The sequence below is a fragment of the Holophaga foetida DSM 6591 genome (genome assembly GCF_000242615.2).
Lineage (GTDB): Bacteria > Acidobacteriota > Holophagae > Holophagales > Holophagaceae > Holophaga > Holophaga foetida.
The window spans coordinates 2,121,115-2,142,387 of the sequence record NZ_KI912268.1 but is presented as its reverse complement, the minus strand read 5'-3'; the positions used below and the strand labels follow the sequence as shown (position 1 = coordinate 2,142,387).

20 protein-coding genes are annotated in these 21,273 nt (G+C 63.0%); 13 read left to right on the top strand and 7 right to left on the bottom strand.

All coding sequences use genetic code 11. The annotated features are described in order from the left end of the window. The 4 genes from nrfD to HOLFODRAFT_RS0209490 form a co-directional block, all read right to left on the bottom strand. Positions 1 to 1,143, bottom strand: a complete 1,143-nt coding sequence (nrfD, locus tag HOLFODRAFT_RS0209505; protein ID WP_005038206.1) for an NrfD/PsrC family molybdoenzyme membrane anchor subunit — start codon at positions 1,141 to 1,143, stop codon at positions 1 to 3. Further along, positions 1,133 to 1,918: a 4Fe-4S dicluster domain-containing protein gene (locus HOLFODRAFT_RS0209500; RefSeq protein WP_005038205.1), complete on the bottom strand. Its 786-nt coding sequence runs from the start codon at positions 1,916 to 1,918 to the stop codon at positions 1,133 to 1,135. The genes nrfD and HOLFODRAFT_RS0209500 overlap by 11 nt, the downstream gene beginning before the upstream one ends. Further along, entirely contained in the window at positions 1,915 to 3,510 is a 1,596-nt protein-coding gene (locus HOLFODRAFT_RS0209495) for a [FeFe] hydrogenase, group A (protein WP_005038203.1), read from the bottom strand. The genes HOLFODRAFT_RS0209500 and HOLFODRAFT_RS0209495 overlap by 4 nt, the downstream gene beginning before the upstream one ends. A 569-nt stretch (positions 3,511 to 4,079) precedes the next feature. After that, positions 4,080 to 5,102, bottom strand: a complete 1,023-nt coding sequence (locus tag HOLFODRAFT_RS0209490) for an alpha/beta hydrolase (protein WP_005038201.1) — start codon at positions 5,100 to 5,102, stop codon at positions 4,080 to 4,082. A gap of 595 nt (positions 5,103 to 5,697) precedes the next feature. Between HOLFODRAFT_RS0209490 and larE the strand changes: the two genes are divergently transcribed. The 4 genes from larE (at position 5,698) to HOLFODRAFT_RS0209470 (ending at position 9,590) form a co-directional block, all read left to right on the top strand. Continuing rightward, positions 5,698 to 6,483 carry an ATP-dependent sacrificial sulfur transferase LarE gene (larE, locus tag HOLFODRAFT_RS0209485; RefSeq protein ID WP_005038199.1) on the top strand — a complete coding sequence of 262 codons (786 nt, stop codon included), beginning with the start codon at positions 5,698 to 5,700 and terminating at the stop codon, positions 6,481 to 6,483. Between the two features lie 10 nt (positions 6,484 to 6,493). Beyond that, a complete protein-coding gene (gene larB / locus HOLFODRAFT_RS0209480; protein WP_005038197.1) occupies positions 6,494 to 7,246 on the top strand; it encodes a nickel pincer cofactor biosynthesis protein LarB in 753 nt (250 codons plus the stop codon). After that, complete coding sequence (larC, locus tag HOLFODRAFT_RS0209475; RefSeq protein WP_005038194.1) at positions 7,243 to 8,418, top strand: nickel pincer cofactor biosynthesis protein LarC; 1,176 nt, start codon at positions 7,243 to 7,245, stop codon at positions 8,416 to 8,418. The genes larB and larC overlap by 4 nt, the downstream gene beginning before the upstream one ends. A 191-nt stretch (positions 8,419 to 8,609) precedes the next feature. Beyond that, positions 8,610 to 9,590, top strand: coding sequence for a DUF362 domain-containing protein (locus tag HOLFODRAFT_RS0209470; protein WP_005038192.1), 981 nt, complete (start codon positions 8,610 to 8,612; stop codon positions 9,588 to 9,590). 84 nt (positions 9,591 to 9,674) lie between these two features. On the opposite strand, the gene HOLFODRAFT_RS0209465 is transcribed toward HOLFODRAFT_RS0209470, so the two are convergent. From HOLFODRAFT_RS0209465 to HOLFODRAFT_RS0209455, 3 genes are read right to left on the bottom strand one after another with little or no spacing between them, the layout of a single operon-like run. Further along, on the bottom strand, positions 9,675 to 10,616 hold the full coding sequence (locus HOLFODRAFT_RS0209465; RefSeq protein WP_005038190.1) for an aldo/keto reductase: 942 nt from the start codon (positions 10,614 to 10,616) through the stop codon (positions 9,675 to 9,677). Between the two features lie 6 nt (positions 10,617 to 10,622). Beyond that, positions 10,623 to 12,089: a sensor histidine kinase gene (locus HOLFODRAFT_RS22940; protein WP_005038188.1), complete on the bottom strand. Its 1,467-nt coding sequence runs from the start codon at positions 12,087 to 12,089 to the stop codon at positions 10,623 to 10,625. Next, the gene (locus tag HOLFODRAFT_RS0209455) at positions 12,086 to 12,793 is read right to left on the bottom strand and encodes a response regulator transcription factor (protein WP_005038186.1); all 708 of its coding nucleotides are present in this window, start codon (positions 12,791 to 12,793) and stop codon (positions 12,086 to 12,088) included. The genes HOLFODRAFT_RS22940 and HOLFODRAFT_RS0209455 overlap by 4 nt, the downstream gene beginning before the upstream one ends. Positions 12,794 to 13,199: 406 nt before the next feature. Here HOLFODRAFT_RS0209455 and HOLFODRAFT_RS0209450 point away from each other — a divergent pair, with 406 nt between their 5' ends. The 9 genes from HOLFODRAFT_RS0209450 (at position 13,200) to HOLFODRAFT_RS20325 (ending at position 21,236) form a co-directional block, all read left to right on the top strand. Continuing rightward, positions 13,200 to 14,519: an ABC transporter substrate-binding protein gene (locus HOLFODRAFT_RS0209450; protein ID WP_026939205.1), complete on the top strand. Its 1,320-nt coding sequence runs from the start codon at positions 13,200 to 13,202 to the stop codon at positions 14,517 to 14,519. Positions 14,520 to 14,604: 85 nt separating this feature from the next. Further along, the gene (locus HOLFODRAFT_RS0209445; protein ID WP_005038182.1) at positions 14,605 to 15,324 is read left to right on the top strand and encodes an ABC transporter ATP-binding protein; all 720 of its coding nucleotides are present in this window, start codon (positions 14,605 to 14,607) and stop codon (positions 15,322 to 15,324) included. 48 nt (positions 15,325 to 15,372) lie between these two features. Then, a complete protein-coding gene (locus HOLFODRAFT_RS0209440) occupies positions 15,373 to 16,092 on the top strand; it encodes an ABC transporter ATP-binding protein (protein WP_005038180.1) in 720 nt (239 codons plus the stop codon). An 18-nt stretch (positions 16,093 to 16,110) separates the two neighbouring features. Then, entirely contained in the window at positions 16,111 to 16,971 is an 861-nt protein-coding gene (locus tag HOLFODRAFT_RS0209435) for a branched-chain amino acid ABC transporter permease (RefSeq protein ID WP_005038179.1), read from the top strand. A gap of 19 nt (positions 16,972 to 16,990) precedes the next feature. Continuing rightward, entirely contained in the window at positions 16,991 to 17,947 is a 957-nt protein-coding gene (locus HOLFODRAFT_RS0209430) for a branched-chain amino acid ABC transporter permease (RefSeq protein ID WP_158412941.1), read from the top strand. Between the two features lie 315 nt (positions 17,948 to 18,262). Then, the gene (locus HOLFODRAFT_RS20330; RefSeq protein ID WP_052572520.1) at positions 18,263 to 19,105 is read left to right on the top strand and encodes an RNA polymerase sigma factor; all 843 of its coding nucleotides are present in this window, start codon (positions 18,263 to 18,265) and stop codon (positions 19,103 to 19,105) included. Further along, on the top strand, positions 19,092 to 19,964 hold the full coding sequence (locus HOLFODRAFT_RS0209420; protein ID WP_211237945.1) for an SIR2 family NAD-dependent protein deacylase: 873 nt from the start codon (positions 19,092 to 19,094) through the stop codon (positions 19,962 to 19,964). The genes HOLFODRAFT_RS20330 and HOLFODRAFT_RS0209420 overlap by 14 nt, the downstream gene beginning before the upstream one ends. Next, positions 19,957 to 20,823, top strand: coding sequence for a DUF5131 family protein (locus tag HOLFODRAFT_RS0209415; RefSeq protein ID WP_005038171.1), 867 nt, complete (start codon positions 19,957 to 19,959; stop codon positions 20,821 to 20,823). The genes HOLFODRAFT_RS0209420 and HOLFODRAFT_RS0209415 overlap by 8 nt, the downstream gene beginning before the upstream one ends. 101 nt (positions 20,824 to 20,924) lie before the next feature. Then, entirely contained in the window at positions 20,925 to 21,236 is a 312-nt protein-coding gene (locus HOLFODRAFT_RS20325; protein WP_005038169.1) for a putative quinol monooxygenase, read from the top strand. The last annotated feature ends 37 nt before the right edge of the window (positions 21,237 to 21,273 follow it).

The window sequence follows — 21,273 nt, the reverse complement described above, 5'->3', positions numbered from 1 at the left end:
TCAATGCTGGCGATTGAAGATGTTGAAGTTCTCGACGACGAATAGGTAGGCGAGGATGACCGCGGCGAGCAGCCCCAGGGTGATGCCCCATTCCACGAGGGATGGGGAGTAGCCGCTCCCGATGGCGCGATACATCCCGGTGAAGACGACGTTCACTCGGTTGAGGACAACCCCGGCGATGCTCAGCAGGGAGAAGATGAACAGCCCCTTCTTGGTCTTTCCCCATGGGGAAAAGGCAAGCGCAGCAGGCAGCGCCGTGCAGATGACCATCTCGCCCAGGAACATGGGCACCTCGAAGGATCCGGCACCCAGACCCTGGAGCTGCCCCAATCGGGCGAGGTCCAGGAGCTTCGCAACGAAGTAGACCCCCATGATCGCGGCGGCAATCCGCGCCAATCGGGTGAGAATCCGCATCTCGACCTCCTGACCGAAGCATTTGGCCGACCCGATGGCTTCGAGGACCACCATCGCCGGGCCAGCGTAGAAAGAGGTCGCCAGGAAGAACCAGGGCAGCATGTCCGACCACCACAGCGGATGCAGGCGCCCCTTCATGAGGAGATAGATCGCACCGAGGGAGGCCTGATGCCCGAAGGGCAGGATGGCTCCGATGATGAAGGCCGCTGGCAGCAGAAGCTGAACGTATCGGTTGGCCGAGTGGAAAATCTTCTCGGTGGCGACTTCGCTGAACTCCACCACCTGGATGGCCATGTAGATGCTGACCGCGATCACGACTTCGAAAAGAGGAGAGGCATGCCCCCAGGACAGGAAGGGTGTGTAGGCGTTGTCCCACCGTCCGATTTCGAGGATCAGGGTCAGCAGGACGAAGACATAGCCCAGGAGGGAGATCAGCATCCCGCGCCGCGAGATGCCGTGGAAATCATCGATGTGCAGCACGTGGGACATCACGCACATGCTGTACCCCGCGCCAGCCAGGGCCACAGCGGTCAGATCGACACCGATCCACAAGCCCCAGGGCCACTGGTCGCTCAGATTGGTCGAAGCGCCGAGGCCCGTAAGAAGCCGGAAGGCCGCCAACAGCACAAACAGACCTGCCATCCCGGCAAGCACGGCCCTGAAGGGGGTCATGCGCAGGCGCCACCCCCCCCAGGTGGTGTCGAATTGCAGAATTCCGCTATTGTTCACGCTTCCCCTCCTCGGCGGCGGCAACCGCTTTCTTGCGTTGAATCAACTTGCTCAGGCCCATGAACAGAGCGGCCCCGCCCAGCAGGAGGGCTGGCGTCTTGCGCATGTAGTGCTCCGCGATGGCAGGCAGGGACTCGCTGGTGACATTCGCTTTGAAGCCCAGCTGGCCGAACGGTATGTCCGAGATATACAGCCAGCTGGTCCCTCCGGCTTCCCTCTCGCCGTAGACCTTGTTCACGTACCGCCCGGTCTTCAGCTTGTCGTGAGCGATCCCCAGCAGCTCCTGGCGTCTGCCGAAGCGCAGGGCACCCGTCGGACAAGCGTCCGTGCAGGCTGGCGACCGGCCGTGGGCAAGGCGGGTGGAACACATCTGGCACTTGGAAACCGATGGGATCACCTTCCCCCACTCGTACTTGGGGACCTCAAAGGGGCAGGCCATCATGCAATACCGGCAGCCAGCGCAGAGGTCCGGACGGTAGACCACCGGGCCCTGCTCGGTCTTGCGCATGGCCTTCGACATGCAGGAGGAGACGCACGCGGGCTCCTCACAGTGCATGCACTGCGCCTTCACGAAGCGCCATGCCGGAGCACCATCCTTTTCTGCTTTCCGCTGGGTGAGCGTCGTCCAGTTGCTATGGTCCGCCACCGGATGCAGGCCCGTCGCCGGGGCTCCCTTGTCATAGGGCTTCCCATTCCAAAGTTTGCAGGCGACGGTGCAACTGCCGCAGCCGACGCATTGGGTCAGATCAACGAGTACCGCGTTGGAACCATTCATGGGCGGCTTGCCTCCGTAACCTGGCCTGCCAGGATTTCCTCAAGGGCCTTCGGATCGACCTTCAGGTGCTTGGCGCGTGAAACATAGTCCGTATGCAGCAGTTCGTGGGACAGGTGACTGAGGGGTCTGCCCAGGAAGCTGCGGTAGAGCTCCTTGATCTCCTGGTTTTCATGGCTTTCGCGCAGGGTCCCGGCGGCATCCTTGACCTGGAGGCTTCGGATCCGGCTCCTGCGGACATCGTCAGCCGGGGGGACCGAGCTGCGCGGCATGCCTCCACCCCCGATGCACCCACCAGGGCATGACATCACTTCGATGAAGTCATAGCGCGCCGTGCCTGCCTTCACCCGGTCGAGAAGGGTCCTGGCGTTGTGGAGTCCGTGGGCCACGGCGACGCACACCTTCCCATGTCCCGGCACATCAAGGCTGGCTTCCTTGACACCGCTCAGGCCTCTGACGGGTGCCAGATCGAAGGCCAGGGCCGGTGCCTTCTGGCCCGTCACCGCGTGGTAGGCGGTGCGCACCGCGGCCTCCATGACCCCCCCGGTGCTGCCAAAGATGAGGGCTGCCCCGGAGCCCTCGCCCAGAAGCGAATCGTAGGACTCTTCGGGCAATGAGGCGAAATCAAGCCCGGCCTCCTTCATCAGCAAGGCCAGTTCCCGGACGGTCAGGACTGCGTCGATGTCCCGGAGGCCATCGTTCTTCCAGTAGCGACCGGCAGCATTGAATTCCGGGCGCGCGGATTCGAACTTCTTGGCCGTGCAGGGCATGACCGAAACGCTGAAAATGGTCCTGGGGTCGATGCCGGTCTTCTTGGCGTAATAGGTCTTCAACACGGCGCCGAGCATCTGCTGGGGGGATTTCGCAGTGGAAAGATTGGGCATCCATTCGGGGTAGTAGTACTCAACAAACTTGACCCAGCCGGGGCAGCAGGAGGTCAGCTGGGGCAGCGGGGCCTCGGACTTTCCGGTGAGGCGCTCGATCAGCTCCGAACCTTCCTCCATGATGGTGAGATCCGCCGTGAAGTTCGTGTCAAACACCCTGCTGAATCCCAGGCGGCGCAGGGCGGCGACCTGCTTGCCCTCCACCCAGCTGCCCGCGGGCATGCCGAATTCTTCGCCAAGGCCCACACGGGTTGAAGGCGCGGTCTGGACGATCACGACCTTGGTCGGATCCTTCAGGGCCTGGAGGACACGTGTCCTGTCGTCGGCTTCCGCAATTGCGCCCGTCGGGCACCAGAGGGTGCACTGGCCGCAGTGGATGCAGATGAAGTCGTCCTTGACGGGCAGTGCATAGGATCCATAGATGGTCTGGATTTTCTTGCAGACCTCGATGCACTGCCCACAGAGCACACACTTCCGATCGTCGCGAACAATCGAGGGGTTCTCCGGATCGATGGGCACCCGTCCGCGGACCTGTGGTGGCCAGTTGCTGGGCGCATCGTACTGCTGGGGAACCCATCCCTTGGCCCCAGGCTCCTGCTCTCGGACGAGACATCCGGTCAGCGACGCTGTGGCACAGCCTCCCACCAAGGCCTTCAGCATATTGCGACGATCAATCGTCGTCTTTTCTTTGGCATCGAAGGATTTTGACATATAATTCCATTAAAATTGACACAATATTAAATTGTTAAAATTGCTTTACAAGGTTCACTACACCGACATTTGCTGCCTACTAGAAAAATGAACCTTATGGACATAGTTCATCAAGAGTCTGAATGGCCAGACTTGTGCCATTTCTAAATTCTATTATTGTACTACTTTAATTATTTATATTATTATATTTGCCGTATTCGGCATTTTGTATTGTCTTATTTGGCAATCGGGGCGCGATACATCATATTTGAGAATTACCATAAATAACGTTCTAAAAATCATTGATGCAATACCAACCAAAAGCATCTGAAATCAGGCAGCGGCCAATCATGCTTTTGCGATGGGTCTTGATCGCGAGGCCGCAGTGCAGGATGCCGGTCCGGCGGATGCCCTGGATCGTCAGGAAAAGTCAGGCGCTTGTGCACCCGTCCTGCCCTGGATGGGGAACGCCTCCACCCTCCCTTCGCGGTGAGGAGAGTCCGGAGTCGACCATGCATCTGGCCGAAAATGAAACAGGGCCACGGTCGTGGCCCTGTGCAAAGGTTTCGTAGGATCCGCCTATGAAACTCTCAGCGGAGGTATTTAACAAAGAATTCCGTCAGCTTGTCGAACGGGATCATATCGGCCCGGTCATACAGATCGATATGCCTGGCTCCGGGCACGACATAGAGTTCTTTGGGCTCTGCGGCCTTCTTGAAGGCATCTTCGCTGAAATACCGGGAATGGGCGTGCTCCCCGATGATGAAGAGGATGGGCCTCGGAGAGATCGTCTCCAGGTGGCTCATCATGGAGAAGTTCATGAACGACATGGCGCTCGTCAGCGTGAAGGCGCCGATGGATCTCGGGTGGTGCCCCCGGGGGGCCACGTAGTAATCGAAGAACTCCCGGGTGATGGGGTCTGGTCCCGATTCGGGTATTTCCTTGGGGAAGGTCGGATTCAGCTTCGGCGACCGGGCTTCAAAGTCGGCCCAGCGCTGCTCCCCCAGGGCATCCAGGGCCTGGCTGCGCTCCTTGTCACTCATGCTGTCCTTCCATCCGTTCCGGATGACCCGGCTCATGTCGTACATGCTGGCGGTGGCCACCGCCTTGATCCGGTGGTCCACCTGGGCGGCGGTCAGGGCGAACCCGCCGCTGCCGCAGATGCCGATGGCACCGATCCGCCCACGGTCGACGAATGGACGTGTGCCCAGGAAATCCACCCCGGCGCTGAAGTCCTCGACAAATATCTCCGGAGACGAGACATGCCGCGGCGTGCCGGTGCTCTCCCCGTTGAAGGACTCGTCGAACGCAATGGCTACGAATCCTCGCTCGGCCATGGTCTGGGCATAGATGCCGGCCCCCTGCTCCTTCACGCCTCCGTACGGAGTTCCCACAACGATCGCGGGAAGCTTTTTGGACGCATCCCGGTCCTTGGGGAGGTAGAGGTCTGCAGAGACCGTGATGCCGTACCGATTGGGATAGGACACCTTCTCGTGGATGACCTTGGGGCTGAGGGTGAAGGTCTTGTCCCAGGCCGCCGTGTCACCGGCTGAAAGCAGGCTGGCCGCGGAAATCGAGGCGCCCAGCGCCAGGGATGTGAGGGCTTTGTTCATGGGGAACCCCTTGAGTCGGAAAAGACAGGCCAGTGGTCGCACAACGGGCGGCCATGGGCACTGAGGAATGATTGGGGTGGCAGGACGTGCGCCGAGGCTTTTCCTCACCTTGGTTCCCGCTCCACCCGTGCGGAGCCAAGCTTGCAACTGTATTTTCAGGACAGGCACACAGGCAGCGGTAGAACGATCCTGCCGAATTCTTGCCTGATCCGACTTGCCTTCGTGCCATCGGGCGAACGAAGGGTCACCCATCCCTCACCAGACCCAGGGTCAGGGCCCCAGGCAAATGGAGTCAACCCGGGTCGGACAGAGCGGCCCACAAGCACATAAGACCTAATCTGCAACAACTTACACACATAATGCATCAAAGCCCAGGTATCAAACCACCAGGAGACGAGAGGATCAGGCAACAAATTCGCAGGATCGGGATACTGCTGGTTCGGATGGGGACGTAGCCTGGAAACGGAATCGATGACCATGTCCATACCAAGCGGAAACTCCAGAAAGCCGAAGGGCTGGGTGGCCGGCTGCGGCGTATGCTGGGGAACCAGCCCCTGGCTCCCCCGTTTGAGGCATCGCGGCCCCGGAGGTCACGTTGAATAGATTGGAAGCGTTAAGGTCCTGGCTTCAGCCCTTCAACCGGGTCGGCATTGCGTTCTCCGGCGGCGTGGACAGTGCATTCCTCCTAAGCTGCGCCAGCCGCACCCTGGGGCCGGACCGGGTCCGGGCCTTCATGGTGGTTTCGGCTGCCCTCCCGGGTCGGGAGAAGGCCGAGGGCCTGGCCACCCTGGCCCGGTGCGGGGTGCCGCACCGGATCCTGGAGGTGGACGCTTCGGTGATCCCCGGCTTCGACACCAACCCGCCGGACCGCTGCTACCATTGCAAGCGCTTCGTGTTCCAGAACATCCTGGCCGCCAGCCGGGAGGAGGGCTGCGATGTGCTGATGGATGGCACCAACGCCGATGATCTGGGCGACTACCGTCCCGGCCTCAAGGCCCTGGCGGAGCTGGGGGTCGAGAGCCCCCTGGCCCGTTTCGGACTCCGCAAGGCCGTCATCCGGGAACTGTCCCGGGAGATGGGCATCCCCGGTTGGGACCGTCCCTCCCTCGCCTGCCTGGCCACCCGCTTCCCCACGGGACAGCGACTGACGCCCGAGCTGCTGGCCCGGGTCGACGCCGCCGAAGAGTTGCTCCGCGCCGAAGGCTTCTCCCAGTGCCGGGTGCGCTGTCACGGGGACATGGCTCGGCTGGAGCTGCTGCCCGGAGAGATGGAACGGCTGATGGCCGATCGTCCCCACATGGATGAAGCCCTGAAGGCCCTGGGGTTCCGCCAGGTCGTCCTCGACCTGGCGGGCTACCGCATGGGCAGCATGAACGCCTGAGAGGTCCCGCATGGAAGAAGAGAAACTGCGCCAGCTGCTGCGAGAGGTCCGGGAGGGACGTCTGTCCGAGGAGGCGGCCCTGGAGGGGCTCCGGGAGCTGCCCTTCGCCGACCTGGGCTACGCCAAACTCGATATGCACCGCGGGCTCCGGCGGGGCCAGGCCGAGGTGATCTTCTGCCAGGGCAAGACTCCGGAGCAGACCCAGGGGATCTTCCAGAAAATGCTGGGGCACCTGGACAACGTGCTGGGCACCCGGGCCTCCCGGGAGGCCTATGAGGCCGTGGCCCAGGTGGCCCCCGACGCCACCTGGCACCCCGAGGCGAAGATCATCCAGGTGCGGCGATCCCCCCAGGAGCCCGCTCCCGGGGTGATCGCCGTGGTCACCGCCGGTACCTCGGACATTCCGGTGGCGGAGGAGGCCGCCCTCACCGCCGAGTTCCTCGGGAACCGCGTGGAGCGGCTTTTCGATGTAGGTGTGGCGGGCATCCATCGTCTCCTGGCCCACCGGGAGCAGCTGGAGCGGGCCAGCGTAATCATCGCGGTGGCGGGCATGGAGGGGGCCCTGCCCAGCGTGGTGGCGGGCCTGGTGCCCTGCCCGGTGGTCGCCGTACCCACCAGCGTCGGCTACGGCGCCAGCTTCGGCGGCGTGGCGGCCCTGCTGGCCATGCTCAATAGCTGCGCCTCGGGCGTGGGGGTTGTAAATATCGACAACGGCTACGGTGCCGCCGCCCTGGCCTCCCTCATCAACCGGAGGCCCGCATGAAACTGCTCTACCTGGATTGCGTCTCAGGCATCAGTGGGGACATGACGGTGGGGGCCCTCCTGGATCTGGGTCTGGACACCGAGGCCTTCCGGGCGGGCCTGGCTTCCCTGGGGCTGGATGGCTGGGACCCCGCATGGTCCAAGGCCCGGAAGGGGGTCCTGGCGGGCACGGCCTACCGCCCCACCCCCCGACCCGACCTCGTGGAGCCTGAGCGGCACCTGGCCGAGATCGAGGCCCTCATCCTGGCTGCCCGGCTGCCGGAACCGGTGGTTCAGAAGTCCCTGGCCGCCTTCCGGCTCCTGGCCGAGGCCGAGTCCCGGGTCCATGGGGTGCCGGTGGAGACCATCCACTTCCACGAGGTGGGGGCCGGGGACGCCATCCTGGATATCGTGGGGGCCGCCCTGGCCATCCACCTGCTCGCCCCGGACCGGGTGCTGGCCTCATCCATCCCCATGACCCGGGGCTGGGTGCGCTGCCGCCATGGCCGGATCCCTCTGCCCGCTCCGGCCACCCTGGCCCTGGCGGAGGGTGTGCCCATCACCCGGCCGCCCCAGCCCGTGATGCGGGAGCTGGCGACCCCCACGGGCCTGGCCATCGCCCGCACCATGACCGACGGCTTCGGCGAGCTTCCTGAGGCCACGCTGCTCCGCAGCGGTTATGGCCTTGGCAAGGCTGAACTGCCCTGGCCCAATGTGCTTCGGGCGATCCTGCTGGAGACCCCGGATGCCGGGAGCGACCAGGTGGCCCTCCTGGAGACCAACCTCGACGACATGACACCGGAGGCCCTGGCCTTCGCCACCGAGCGCCTCCTGGGCGAGGGGGCCCTGGATGTCTGGCTCACCCCTATTCTGATGAAGAAGGGGCGTCCGGGGCACACCCTGAGCCTTCTCTGTCCGTCCGAGGCCATGGAGCGCTTCGCCGGGTCCATCCTCCGGGAGACCAGCAGCCTGGGGGTGCGCCACCGGATTCTGGAGCGGACATTACTGCCTCGGGAGCAGATACCGGTGGAGACGCCCTACGGGACGGTCCGCTGCAAGGTTGCCCACTTGGAGGGCAAGCAGCGGGTCAAGCCGGAATACGAGGACTGCCGGGCGGCGGCCCTGGCCAGCGGCGCAAGCCTGGCCCACGTCCAGGAAGCGGCCTTGGCCGCCTTCCTGGACGCCAGGGGGTGATGTCGATGGTTGCCGAGGTGTGGAGCAGCGACTCCGGATCTGACGGCCAGAGCCCGTGTGGTGGCCATGAATCTGGGACCACCTCCTTGGGGGGAAACCACACTAGCCATCGCGTTTTCTACACGGTTGAGACTGATCGGCTGCCTTTGAAAACCATGGGCAGATCCACGTGAAGACAAGGGAGGTTTTTCATGAGCAGGCACATTTCCCGTCGCACTTTCCTGGAGGTTGGAGTGGCGACAGCCGGTGCAGTGGCCGCTGCTGAGCTGGGTGGATTCGGCCGGGCCGCCGCGGCGGAGCCCGTGAAAGCGAGGGTCTATTTCACCGAGGACATCAGTCCTGCGGGACTGCTGAAGGTCTATCAGAAGATCAGCGGGGAGATCGGCGGCAAGGTGGCCATCAAACTGCACACCGGCGAACCGAACGGCCCGAACATCCTGCCGCGCGACATGGTCAAGGCCCTTCAGCAGAGCATTCCCAACAGTGCCCTGGTCGAGACCAACACCCTGTACAAGGGAGCCCGCTACACCACCGAGGATCACCGGAAGACGCTCAAAACCAATGGCTGGGACTTCTGCCCCGTGGACATCATGGACGAGGACGGTGCCGTGATGATTCCGGTCAAGGGCGGCAGGCACTTCACGGAAATGTCCGTGGGTAAGCACATGCTCAACTACGACGCCATGGTGGTGCTCACCCACTTCAAGGGCCACGCCATGGGGGGCTTCGGCGGCTCCATGAAGAACATTGCCATCGGCTGCGCGGATGGCCCCATCGGCAAGAAGATGGTGCATGCGGCACCTGACCACGAGGATTATTCCAAGTGGCTCATGGGAGAACTGTTCATGGAGAACATGGTCGAGTCGGCCAAGGCCACGGTCGACCACTTCGGCAGGCGGATCGTTTTCATCAACGTGCTGCGCAACATGTCGGTCGATTGCGACTGCGCGGGCGTAGCCGCCGCTCCGGTCAAGGCACGCAATCTCGGCATCCTCGCCTCCACCGACCTTCTTGCTGTGGACCAAGCCTCCATCGATATGGTTTACAGGCTCCCGGAGGCTGAGCTGCACGACCTCAAGGAGCGCATCGAGTCGCGCAAGGGGCTGCGCCAGCTCAGCTACATGAAGGCGTTGCGCATGGGCAACGATCGCTACCGGATCGTCCAGGTCTGACCGCATTTTCCGAACCCGACGCGGAAGGTCTAGCCTGGGTGAGGAGGGAGCCCCTGCTTCGGTGCCCCCTCCTCACCGGGGACTTCAGAGTGCCTGGGCCAGCGCCCGGTGCGCCTCCTTCAGCTTTTCGATGATGGGGATCCCCTGGGGGCACTGGGGTTCGCAGGCCCCGCACTGGGTGCACTGGTCGGCGCCATGGCCCGCCTTCACCGTGAATGTGTCATAGCTCCAGGCCGCACTCTTCCAGGTGTCGAACATGCTCCCGGTGTTGTAGGCGCTGAAGGTGATGGGAATGGCGACGCCCTTGGGGCAGGGGGAGCAGTAACCGCAGGTGGTGCAGGGAACCACCATACGGGAGGCATAGTAATTCCGCACCTCCTGGAAGAGGTCCAGCTCTTCGGCTGAGAATCCGTCGGTCTCGGCCAGGTCTGCGGCCGCCAGGTTCTCGGCCAGCTGGCTCTCGGCATTCATGCCGGAGAGGGCGGTGATCATCGCGGGGTGGTTCCAGACCCACCGCAGGGCCCAGTCCGCCGGGGGCCGCTGCCGGGCGGCCCTGGCCCAGATCTGCTGGATCTTCGCGGGCTGGGGCACCGCCAGGGTCCCGCCCCGCAGGGGCTCCATGGCGATGACGCCGACCTGCCGCGTGGCCGCGTATTCCAGACCCTCGGCCCCGGCCTGGAAGCCCTCATCCAGGAAGTTGTACTGGATCTGGCAGAACTCCCAGTCGTAGCTGTCGATGATCTCCTTGAAGACCCTCAGGGAGTCGTGGAAGGAGAAGCCGAAGTGCCGGATGCGCCCGTCTGCCTGGGCCCGCTCAAGGATCTTCAAGGCACCCGCACGCTTGAGGTTCGACCACCACTCCTCGTTCAGGGCATGTAACAGGTAGAAGTCGATGTGGTCGGTGTCCAGTTTCTTCAACTGCTCGTCCAGCAGGCGTTCCACATCGGCTTCGGCCTGGACCATCCAGGAAGGCAGCTTGGTGGCAATCTTGACCCTATCCCGGCGATGAATTTCCCGTGGCCCCATGTCGGCTCATTCCGTGTGCCGGGGGGCCTTCACAAGCTGGATGGTGACGGCGAAGCCGTGGGGCTGCAGGTTGCGGACTGACACGCTTCCCCGACAGCTCTCCACGCAGGTCTTGACGATGGCAAGCCCCAGCCCGACGCCTCCGGAGTCCCGATCCCGCGACGGCTCCGGCCGGAAGAAGGGCTCGAAGAGCTGGCTTAAGTATTCCTCGGGAATCCCTGGTCCGCAGTCACACACCTCGAGGCCGATGCTATCCCCCTGGAGGCTTGCGGAAATCGAAATGGGGCCGTCCTTGCCGGCGTACTTGACGCTGTTGCGGATCAGGTTCGACACCGCGCGGATCAGCAGGTTGGGACAGGCAACCACCCAAAGATCGCGCTCCACCGCAAGCCGGATCTGGACAGAGGAGGTGAACTCGCGTTTGACCGCTGCCTCCACCATGGGAAGGAGCTCTGCTGCGACCAGCACCACGGACCGCTTGTCGATCTCCACCCGCGAAAGGGACAGGAGCTCCTGGACCAGTGCGGACATGTGATCAACCTCTTCCATGATCTCCTGGACCCGCTGCCGATTCCCCTCATCCACACGCTGTTCGAGAGCCCCCAGGCCATACTGGATCCGCCCGATGGGAGAACCCAACTCGTGGGCTACGTCGCCCATGAAGCGCTTGTGGCCCTTGAGGAGATGGGCCAGCTGTTCACTCATGCGATTGATCGCCCTGGCCAGACGGCCGATCTCGTCTCCGCGGTTCTCCTCCAGGGAGACCCGGAAGTCCCCCCGGGCGATCCGCTCGGTCGCCAGGGTCATCCGTCCCAGGGGCCGCGTGATGCGATGGATGAGCGGCAGCCATAGGACAACTGAGATGAGGGCTACGGCCACGAGGATCAGCACCCAGGGCAGGGGCTCCAGCAGGAAGCCGTTCCCGGTGACCGAATCGGATACGGTCGAAATCATGGCCGTGCTCATCTTGCTCTTGGGGCCATGGGGCATCTCGATGACCACCCCTGTCCAGAAGAGGGGGGGATTGCCGGTCTGCATCAGCAGGTGGGGATGGAGCGGATTGTTCTCCGGCAGGAGCGGGACCGGCTGGCCCAGGTATTCTCTGTGCTGGAGGGTGTGGTACTGATCGATGGAGTAGCGCACCTTGTTCAGGATCGACTCGTCAAGCCTGAAGGGCATGGACGCGTAGCATGTGCCATCGCCGAAGATGATCACCAGGTCGACCTTGTATTTATTCGAGTACCGGATCAGGGTGTCACTCCACTGGTCCTCCGGCCTTCCGGCCAGATCGTCGCAGACGAGTCTGAACGCTTTGCGCATCCGGGCATGGCCCTGGATGGCCAGGATGTCATGGAGGATGATCTGGTGGTTGAAGAGGATCGAAGTCACCAGCAGGATCACTGGCAGCACGGTCAGGTTGAGGAAAAGCCAGAAGAGTGTCTTGGTGAACAGGGAAAATCCACGCTTCTTCATGACCAGTCGCCACCCTTCTTCAGCATGTAGCCCGCGGATCGGATGGTCTGGATGAGGCGGGGGTTCCGGGGGGTGTCGCCGAGCTTCCGGCGCAGCGAGGAAATGTGGACGTCAATGGACCGATCGAGGGCGTCGTAATCCCGTCCGGTCACCAGATCCAGAAGGCGGTCCCGGGTGAGCACCCGCCCAGCGGACTGGGCCAGGCAGACCAGGATTTCGTACTCGACTGCGGTGAGCTTGATCGCCTGTCCCCCAAGCGTCACCTCCCGCGCTTCCAGGGCTATGGCCAATGGGCCGACCACCAGGGATTTCGGGGCCTCCGGCTCTTCGTCCTTCCTGGGCGTCATCCTGGCTCTGCGGGTCACCGCCCGGAGCCTCGCCAGCAGTTCGCGGGAAGAGAAGGTCTTCGGAAGGTAGTCATCGGCCCCCAACTCCAGACCCACGATCCGATCCGCCTCCTCATTGCGGGCTGAAAACATCAGGACCGGCACATCCGAGATGCGGCGCAGGCTTTGCAGCACTGAAAATCCATCCCTGCCGGGCATCATGACATCAAGTATCACCGCCTGATACTCATTGGCGGTGAGCATGGAGAGCCCTTCCTCACCGCTGTAGGCGGCATCCACATGGTAGTTCATGGGTTCCAGGTAGTCCCCGATCAGTCGGCAGAGCTTCCTGTCGTCATCGACAATGAGGATCTTCATCGGACTTTCCACTGTTGCATCCCCGGCATCTCACCGCATTCGCACGCAATTGCGTGCATATTCGGCTTCCCGATTATCGGCTTTTGTCAATTCTGCTGGCCTGGCTAGAGGATAGCTGGGGATCGCTTCGATGAACATGCCCCGGTGCGGATTATGGGATGGCGCTATAAACGTTTATTCGAATAATCGCGTGTCGGCAAATGCTGAATGGCCTGAATGGCGCTATGGCCCTTTACATTTCTTTGCAAATCTTCGGAATTTTCACAAAAAGGCTTAACTCCATCTCTGTAAAAAAGATCAAGTAAACCATCCACACCACGAATGAGGCTGCTTGAGTGCAGCCAATGACACGGCCATTTCGTCTGCGCGAGAAGGTCAAAGCCTATAACTACCAGGGAGGAAACCCGTGAAGAAACTCGCATCAGTCGCAGCAGGCCTAGCCGCTGTCACCGCACTCCTCGTGACAGGGTGCGACAAGAAGGGCGGGAAAGAGATCCGCGTGGGTGTGGTTCATGCCCAGTCCGGCATGTTCGCGTCCTTCGGTCAGGGTGGCGTGTACGGCATCCAGGCTGCCGTGGAGGACATCAACAAGCAGGGCGGTGTCCAGGTCGGCGACCAGAAGATGCCCATCAAGCTCGTGGTCGTCGACAACGAGAGCGATCCCAACAAGGCCGGTTCCCTGGCCGAGAGCCTCATCAACCAGGACAACGTCAGCTTCATCGTGAGCGGTGATGAGCCCCCCCCGATGCACGCCGGTGTCTCCCAGGCCTGCGACCGCTACAAGGTGCCCTACATCACCGCCGTGGGTCCCCTGGAGCCCTGGATGGGCATGAGGAACGAGACCCCCACCAAGTGGCAGTACACCTGGGCCACTGGCCTGATGGCCATTGCCACCCCGGCCACGGGTGACGATTTCCGCGCGGGCAAGCCCGGATACACCGTGCTCGACACCTGGACCGACATGCTGACCCAGTTCGGTGGCCAGACCAACAAGAAGGTGGGCGTGCTGGCTTCCGACGACCCCGATGGTCGCGGCTGGTACACCGTCTTCGGCCCCTCCCTCGCGAAGCTGGGCTACACCGCCGTCGGCGTCGACAAGAACCTGGGCCTGATGCCCATGGAAACCACCGACTTCTCCTCCGTCATCAAGGCGTGGAAGGATGCGGATGTCCAGATCCTCTGGGGCAACTCCCCCGGCCCCTTCTTCGGTGCCGTCTGGAAGCAGTGCAAGTCCCTGGGCTTCAACCCCAAGCTGGTCATGATCAGCCGTGGTGCCCTCTACTATAATGACGCCAATTCCTGGGGCGGCGATCTTGCCAATGGCATCGGCTCTGAGATCTGGTGGGATCCCTCCTTCAAGAACTGCCCGGGCATCGGTGACACCACCCCCGCGTCCCTGGCCAGCCGCTGGAAGGCCGCCAAGAACCAGCCCATCAACCCCGCCATCGGCCCCGGCTACCGCGCCGTGCAGGTGCTGGTCGACGCCATCCAGCGCGCCAAGTCCATCGAAGCCGACAAGGTGCAGGCTGCCCTCAAGGACACGGATCTCCTGACCATCGGCCACCGTGTGAAGTTCGACGAGAATCACTTCAGCCGCGGCCCCGTGCTCTTCGGGCAGTGGTTCAAGAAGGACGGTCCCGAGAAGTGGGAACTCAAGGTGGTGCTTTCCAAGCATGATTTCGCCACCAAGACGGGCGATCCGGTCTTCCCCCTGCCGACCAAGTAGGCCTGACCTGGGGAGCGGGTTGGCAGGCCAGCCCGCTCTCCGGTGAGGATTTCAACAGCCCTGTTCAAGGTGTGTGACAACTGATATGAGTGAACCCATTCTTTCCATCAAGGGAGTCACCAAGCGCTTCGGCGGTCTGGTGGCCAACAACAACGTGAGCTTTGACGTCTACGAGGGAGAGGTGCTCGGCCTCATGGGCCCCAACGGCGCGGGCAAGACCACCCTCCTTAGCCTCATCGCTGGCGCCCAGGCCCCTACCTCGGGCCAGATTTTCTTCGAGGGCAAGGACATCACCGGCATGCCCGCCCACAAGATCTGCCACCTCGGCATCGCCCGGACCTTCCAGATCCCCCACCCCTTCTCCCATCTGACCGTCCGGGAGAATGCCGCTGTCTCCAGCGTCTTTGGTCGGGGCATCAGCCGTGAGCAGGGCCTGGCCGAAAACGACGAGATCCTCGACATGGTGGGCCTGGGCGACAAGAAGGACACCCGCGCAGGCAAGCTGCCGACCCTGACCCTCAAGAAGCTGGAGATCGCCCGCGCCTTGGCCCGCAAGCCCAAGGTGATCCTGCTGGACGAGGTCTTCGCTGGCACCACCGAGGCCGAGGTTCCCCAGATCCTGGAGACCGTCGCCCTCTTCCGCAAGATGGGCATCACCATCGTCATCATTGAGCACGTCCTGAAGATCCTGTGCAACGTGGTGGACCGGATCGTGGTGATCGACAAGGGCACCTGGATCGCCGAGGGCAAGCCCGACGAGATCATGTGCCACCCCGAAGTGGTCAAGGCCTACTTCGGGGCCTAGCCGCGCTGATCACCCTCAAAAACCGTACATCGTGAGGCCCCAAGCGATATGCAATCCGAACCGATTCTCAAGATCCAGAACATAGACGTGTTCCATGGCGGATTCCAGGCCATCTGGAACCTCTCCATGGAAGTCCGGGAGGGCGAGGCCTGCGCCCTCATCGGCGCCAACACCGCCGGTAAATCCACCCTCCTGGACACCATCAACGGCGTGAACCACCCCAAGAGCGGCAGCATTACCTTCATGGGGCAGGACATCAGCAAGCTCGAGCCTTTCGAGATTGTGGATCTGGGCATTACCCAGGTGCCCGAAGGCCGTCGCCTCTTCCCTGAGATGACGGTGATGGACAACCTCATCATGGGCTCCTACACCCCCAACGCGCGCAAGCACAAGGACAAGAACCTCCAGCGCGTCTTCGATCTCTTCCCCAAGCTCAAGGACCGCCAGAAGCAGCTCGCCAAGACCATGAGCGGCGGTGAGCAGCAGATGGTGGCCATCGGGCGCGGCCTCATGGCCAACCCCAAGCTCATCATGATTGACGAGATGTCGCTGGGTCTGGCCCCCATCATCGTTGACGAGATCTTCAAGACCCTGCACAAGATCAAGGCCCAGGGGGTCACTGTTCTCTTCGTGGAGCAGAACGTCGTCAAGACCCTCAAGGAAGCCGACCGGGCCTACATCATCGAGACCGGCAAGATCACCTTGAGCGGAACGGCCTTGGAACTTAGGGATAACGAAGATGTCCGCAAAGCCTATTTCGGCGTCTAGCTCCGCGAGGAAATAAACATGTCTGGCGATATTCTCACACCAATTCTCATGGGGGTCATGCTGGGCGGTCTTTACGCCCTGACGGCCCTCGGTCTGTCCATGGTCTTCGGGGTCATGCGACTCATCAACCTCGCCCACGGCGATCTCGTCGTGCTGGGCGCTTACGGATCCTACGCGGTCCTCACCATGCTGGGCATCGATCCCATCCTGGGCCTCGTCATCACCGTCCCCCTCATGTTCTGCATCGGCATCCTGATCCAGAAGTACCTGATGAGCAAGGCCGTCACCATCGGCGCCGAGGCGCCCCTGATCATCGCCTTCGGCCTCTCCCTCATCATCCAGAACGCCAATCAGATCATGTTCTCCCCCCAGTCCCGGGGCATCAACACCGCCTACTCCCAGGCGAGCTTCCACATCTTCGGTCGGCAGCTCCCCATGATCTACCTCCTCGACTTCATCGTGGGCGTGGTGGTCATGCTGGTCATGCAGGAGTTCCTCAAGCGGACCTACATGGGACGGGCTATCTCCGCCGCCGCGCAGGATACCCGGGCCTCCAAGCTCATGGGCATCAACACCAAGCGGATCTACTACTACGCCTTCGGCATTGCCATGGTCTCCGCGGCCATCGCCGGAACCTTCCTGGGCATGACCTTCCCCTTCACGCCGACCTCGGGCACGACCTTCCTCACCATCGCCTTCGGCGCGGTGATCATCGGCGGCTTGGGCAGCATGATGGGCACCTTCCTGGGCGGCATCATCCTGGGGGTGGTCCAGACCCTGAGCGCGCACTTCCTGGGCGCCAACGCCCAGATGCTGGTGCTTTACGTGATCATTCTGATCCTCCTGGCCTTCCGGCCCCAGGGACTCTTTGGACGCTAGGTGCATGATGGGAACCAAGATGCATACCAAACCAACTGTTCTGCTCGGCTACCTCGTGCCGGCCCTGGTGCTGGCGCTCCTGCCGGTGTTTGGGGCCCCCCGAAGCTGGCTGCTCTATATCTTCCTCTTCGCCATCTACCTGACCATGGCCAACATGTGGAACCTGCTGGCGGGCTACTCCGGTCTGGTGTCCCTCTGCCAGCCCGCCTTCCTGGGCCTGGCCGGGTACACCATGGTCATCGGCACCTGGATCGGGATCCCCTGGTACTGCGGGATCTTCCTCGGGGCCATCGTGGCGGCGCTCTTCTCCCTGCTCCTCTCCAACGCAGTGTTCCGACTGACGGGGGTCTACTTCTCCATCGGCACCATGGTGGTGCCTGAGGCCCTCCGCATGGTCTTCTACCTCTGGCGCCCCGTCGGTGGCTCCATGGTGGGTGCCGGCGCCGGATACATGGTCAAGGGCATCGAATCCCTGCGGCCTGACCACTTCTACTGGCTGGCACTGGCGCTGGCCGTGGTTTCCATGGTCATCATGCGCGTCGTGCTCCGCTCCGATCTGGGCCTGGGCCTGGCCGCGGTCCGGGACAATGAGAAGTCCGCCGCCACCGCGGGTGTCAACGTCTTCAAGCTGAAGGTCTACACCTTCATGATCGCCGGTGCCGTCACGGGCCTGGCGGGCGCCATCTACTACCTCAACAACGGCTACATCGAACCCTCCAACACCTTCAATGTGAAGTGGACCATGACGCTGATCCTGGCCACGGTCATCGGCGGCGTGCGCACGGAGGAGGGCCCCTTCCTCGGCTCCATCGTGGCGGTGTTCCTCTACTTCATGCTGGCCCGCTACAGCGGCTACAGCCTCCTGATCCAGGGCATCATCCTGGTGGTCATCATGCTGGCCTCCCCCCAGGGCATCGTGGGCCTGCTTCGCAAGCTGAAGTGGTACCGGAACTTCACGGGATACGTTGCCGATTAAGCAAGGCTTGACCTGAACCAAAGCACGGGGCGAATGGACTGGAGAATATCCAACCATTCGCCCCGTTTGCAGTCTGCTGTGGGGATTGGGACTGTATGCGAGACGCAGGCCTCGCTACTGATTTAGACGAAGGCCGGAGGTGCCCTGTGAAAGGCAAGCGAAAAGCCGTGCGAGGCCCGTCTTCTCCGTTCACACTCCCCCCCCGCACATCGTCCAAGGGGTGTTGAGGCGAACCGTCTTTCCTCAATTCTTTAATCGCCATCACCCCGACCGAGTGGCCCGCCGATGAGTCAGGGGCGAACCCGGAGCCTGATCATGCAAAGCCCTGAAGCCGATCCCAAGGACCCCCACCTGGAGGAGGTGGTCAAACGTGCCACGGACGGCCATCCCGAGGCCCTGGACCAACTGGTGCGGGCGCTCCAGGGCGGGATCTACGGGCTCGCCCTGCGGATGCTGGGAAACCGGCATGAGGCGGAGGACGCCACCCAGGAGATCCTGGTGCGGGTGGTCACCCGTCTGGCGCAGTTCGATGGGCGCAGTCGGGTGCGGACCTGGGCCTACCGGGTGGCCGTGAACTACATCCTGGACGTAAAGAAGAGCGCGGTGGAGCGGCTGCACCTCAGTTTCGAGCGCATGGCCGAGGATCTGGGGCTGGACCCCGGACCTGGCGGACTCCTGGAATCCGAGGAATCCATCCTCATCGATGAGGTGAAGGTGGGCTGCACCCTGGGGATGCTCCAGTGCCTGGACCGTCCCCACCGTCTCGCCTTCGTGCTGGGGGAGATCCTGGAGATGCCGGGCCCGGAGGCCGCCGAGGTGCTGGAGGTCGAGCCCGCGCTCTTCCGCAAGCGTCTCCAGAAGGCCCGGGAGTCCATGGTGGCCTTCCTGCGGGCCCACTGCGGGCTGGTCTCGGATGCGGCCCCCTGCCGATGCAACCGCCAGGCCGGGCGCCTCCGGGCGGCGGGCAAGGTGGATGCTGCTTCCTGTGACTATGCGGAGCGTCCCTCCTCCTTCCGGGAGACCCGGCAGGTGATCCGGCAGGTGGAAGAGGCCCGCCAGGCTCTCCACGTGCACCGAAGCACTCAGCCGAAGCAGTCCTCCATCGATTTTGCCCGCAGGCTGGTGGATACCCTGGGGGGCAGGCTTGAGGCAAACTGAACAGATGGAAGACTTCGAGACCCGCATCCTCCAGGCCCGCCAGGCACTCCGGGCCGCCGACGCCCTCGTGGTGGGCGGGGGGGCCGGACTCTCCGCCGCCGCCGGACTCACTTATGGGGGGCCACGCTTCCAGGAACACTTCGGCCCCTTCATCCGGCGCTATGGGATGACCGACATGTACAGCGCCGGGTTCCACCCCTTCGCCAGCGATGAGGAGCGTTGGGGCTACTGGGCTCTCCAAATCGGGCTCAACCGCTACGATCCTCCGGGGATGCCCCTCTATCGGGACCTGCTGGCCCTGGTGCAGTCGAAGCCCTATTTCGTGATCACCACCAACGTTGACCACCAGTTCCAGAAGGCCGGGTTCCCGGAGGACCGGGTCTGGGCGGTGCAGGGGGATTACGGCCTCTCCCAGTGCGCCCAGGGCTGCCATCGCCGGGTCTACGACAACGAGGAGGAGATCCGGGCCATGCGGGCGGCCACGGTGGACTGCCGGATTCCCTCTGACCTGGTGCCCCATTGCCCGGTCTGTGGCGGACCCATGGACCCCAACCTCCGCAAGGACGACCACTTTGTAGAGGATGAGGCCTGGGAGGCCGCCCGGGACCGCTACTCCGCCTTCCTCCAGGGGGCCCAAGGGGTCCGGGTTGCCTTCCTTGAGCTGGGTGTGGGCTTCAACACCCCCGCCATCATCCGCTTCCCCTTCGAACGGATGGTCCATCGCCTGAAGGGGGCCACCCTGATCCGCTTCAATGCGCTGGATATCGAGGGTCCCAGGGAGAACGCGACGCGAACCCTGGCCTTTACGGAGGAGATGGGCCTTACCCTGGGTCGCCTGCTCGGCAGCCCGGATGCATGATATCTGGAACCCCTGGCACGGCTGCCATCGGGTGAGCGAAGGGTGCGCGCACTGCTACATGTATTTTCTGGACGAGCGGCGGGGGCGGGACTGTTCCCAGATCCACCGGAACCGCTCCGGCTTCCGCTACCCGCTCCAGCGGGACCGGGAGGGGCGCTACAAGATCCGCAGCGGCGAGCAGATCCGGGTCTGCATGTCCTCCGATTTCTTCCTGGAGGAAGCGGACCCCTGGCGGGAGGAGGCCTGGGACATCATGCGGGTCCGGCGCGATGTGAAGTTCTTCCTCCTGACCAAGCGCCCCGAAAGGATCCTGGCAGTGCTCCCGGCGGACTGGGGTGAAGGCTGGGATCACGTCGCCCTGAACGTGAGCTGCGAGAACCAGACTCGGGCTGAGGAGAGGATTCCGGTCCTGCTGGACCTGCCCGCGCGGCACAAGGGGGTGATGGCGGCACCCCTCCTGGGCGAAGTCCGCTTGGCCCCCTTTCTGGCTTCTGGGCAGATCGGGCAGGTCATCGCCGGGGGCGAGAACTACGGGGGTGCCAGGCCCTGCGACTTCGACTGGATTCTTCGCATGCGGGTCGATTGTGAGCGCTTCCAGGTGAGCTTCTGCTTCATCGAGACGGGCTCATACTTCCTCAAGGATGGACGGGCCTATCGCATGCCCCGTCGACTTCAGAGCGAGATGGCCTGGAAGTCAGGCATGAGCTTCGCGGGGCGACCCCGGGGCTTCCGCCTGGTCGACTCCTGGGGCGGGGAGTTGGCCGAGAGCGATCTGCACATCCCGGCCTTCAAGACCCGCTGCGACCGCTGTGGTAGCAAGCCTATCTGTAACGGCTGCAGTAACTGTGGAAAGTGTTGAAGACTGTTCTTCACACACCCGGGCCCTGTTTCGTCCAACCGATAAGCGCATTGTCTTTTTCAATGCCCTTTCGTCCCATGGGGACAGGACCAGGAGCCATCATGATCGTCATCGTCGCCACCCTGCAGGCCCGCCCGGAAGCTGCTTCCGCCCTGGAGGCCGCCCTCCGCATCATGGTCCGCGAGAGCCGACTGGAACCCGGGACCCTCGCCTACGGATTCTGCAGGGAAGGCGAGACCTTTGCCCTTACGGAATGCTATGTCGACGAAGCCGCCTGCAAGTCCCATTCGGAGGGGGCAGCCCTGAAGGCCTTCTTTGAGACTGCGGGCCCTCTTTTGGCGGGCGCACCCACGATCATCCAGGCTCCACTGGTGGATGGCTTCGGTTTCGGTGCCTCAAAGGCTGGCGCGTAGAGCCTCTGTCTTCCTTTCTTTGGAGCAAAACATGAAT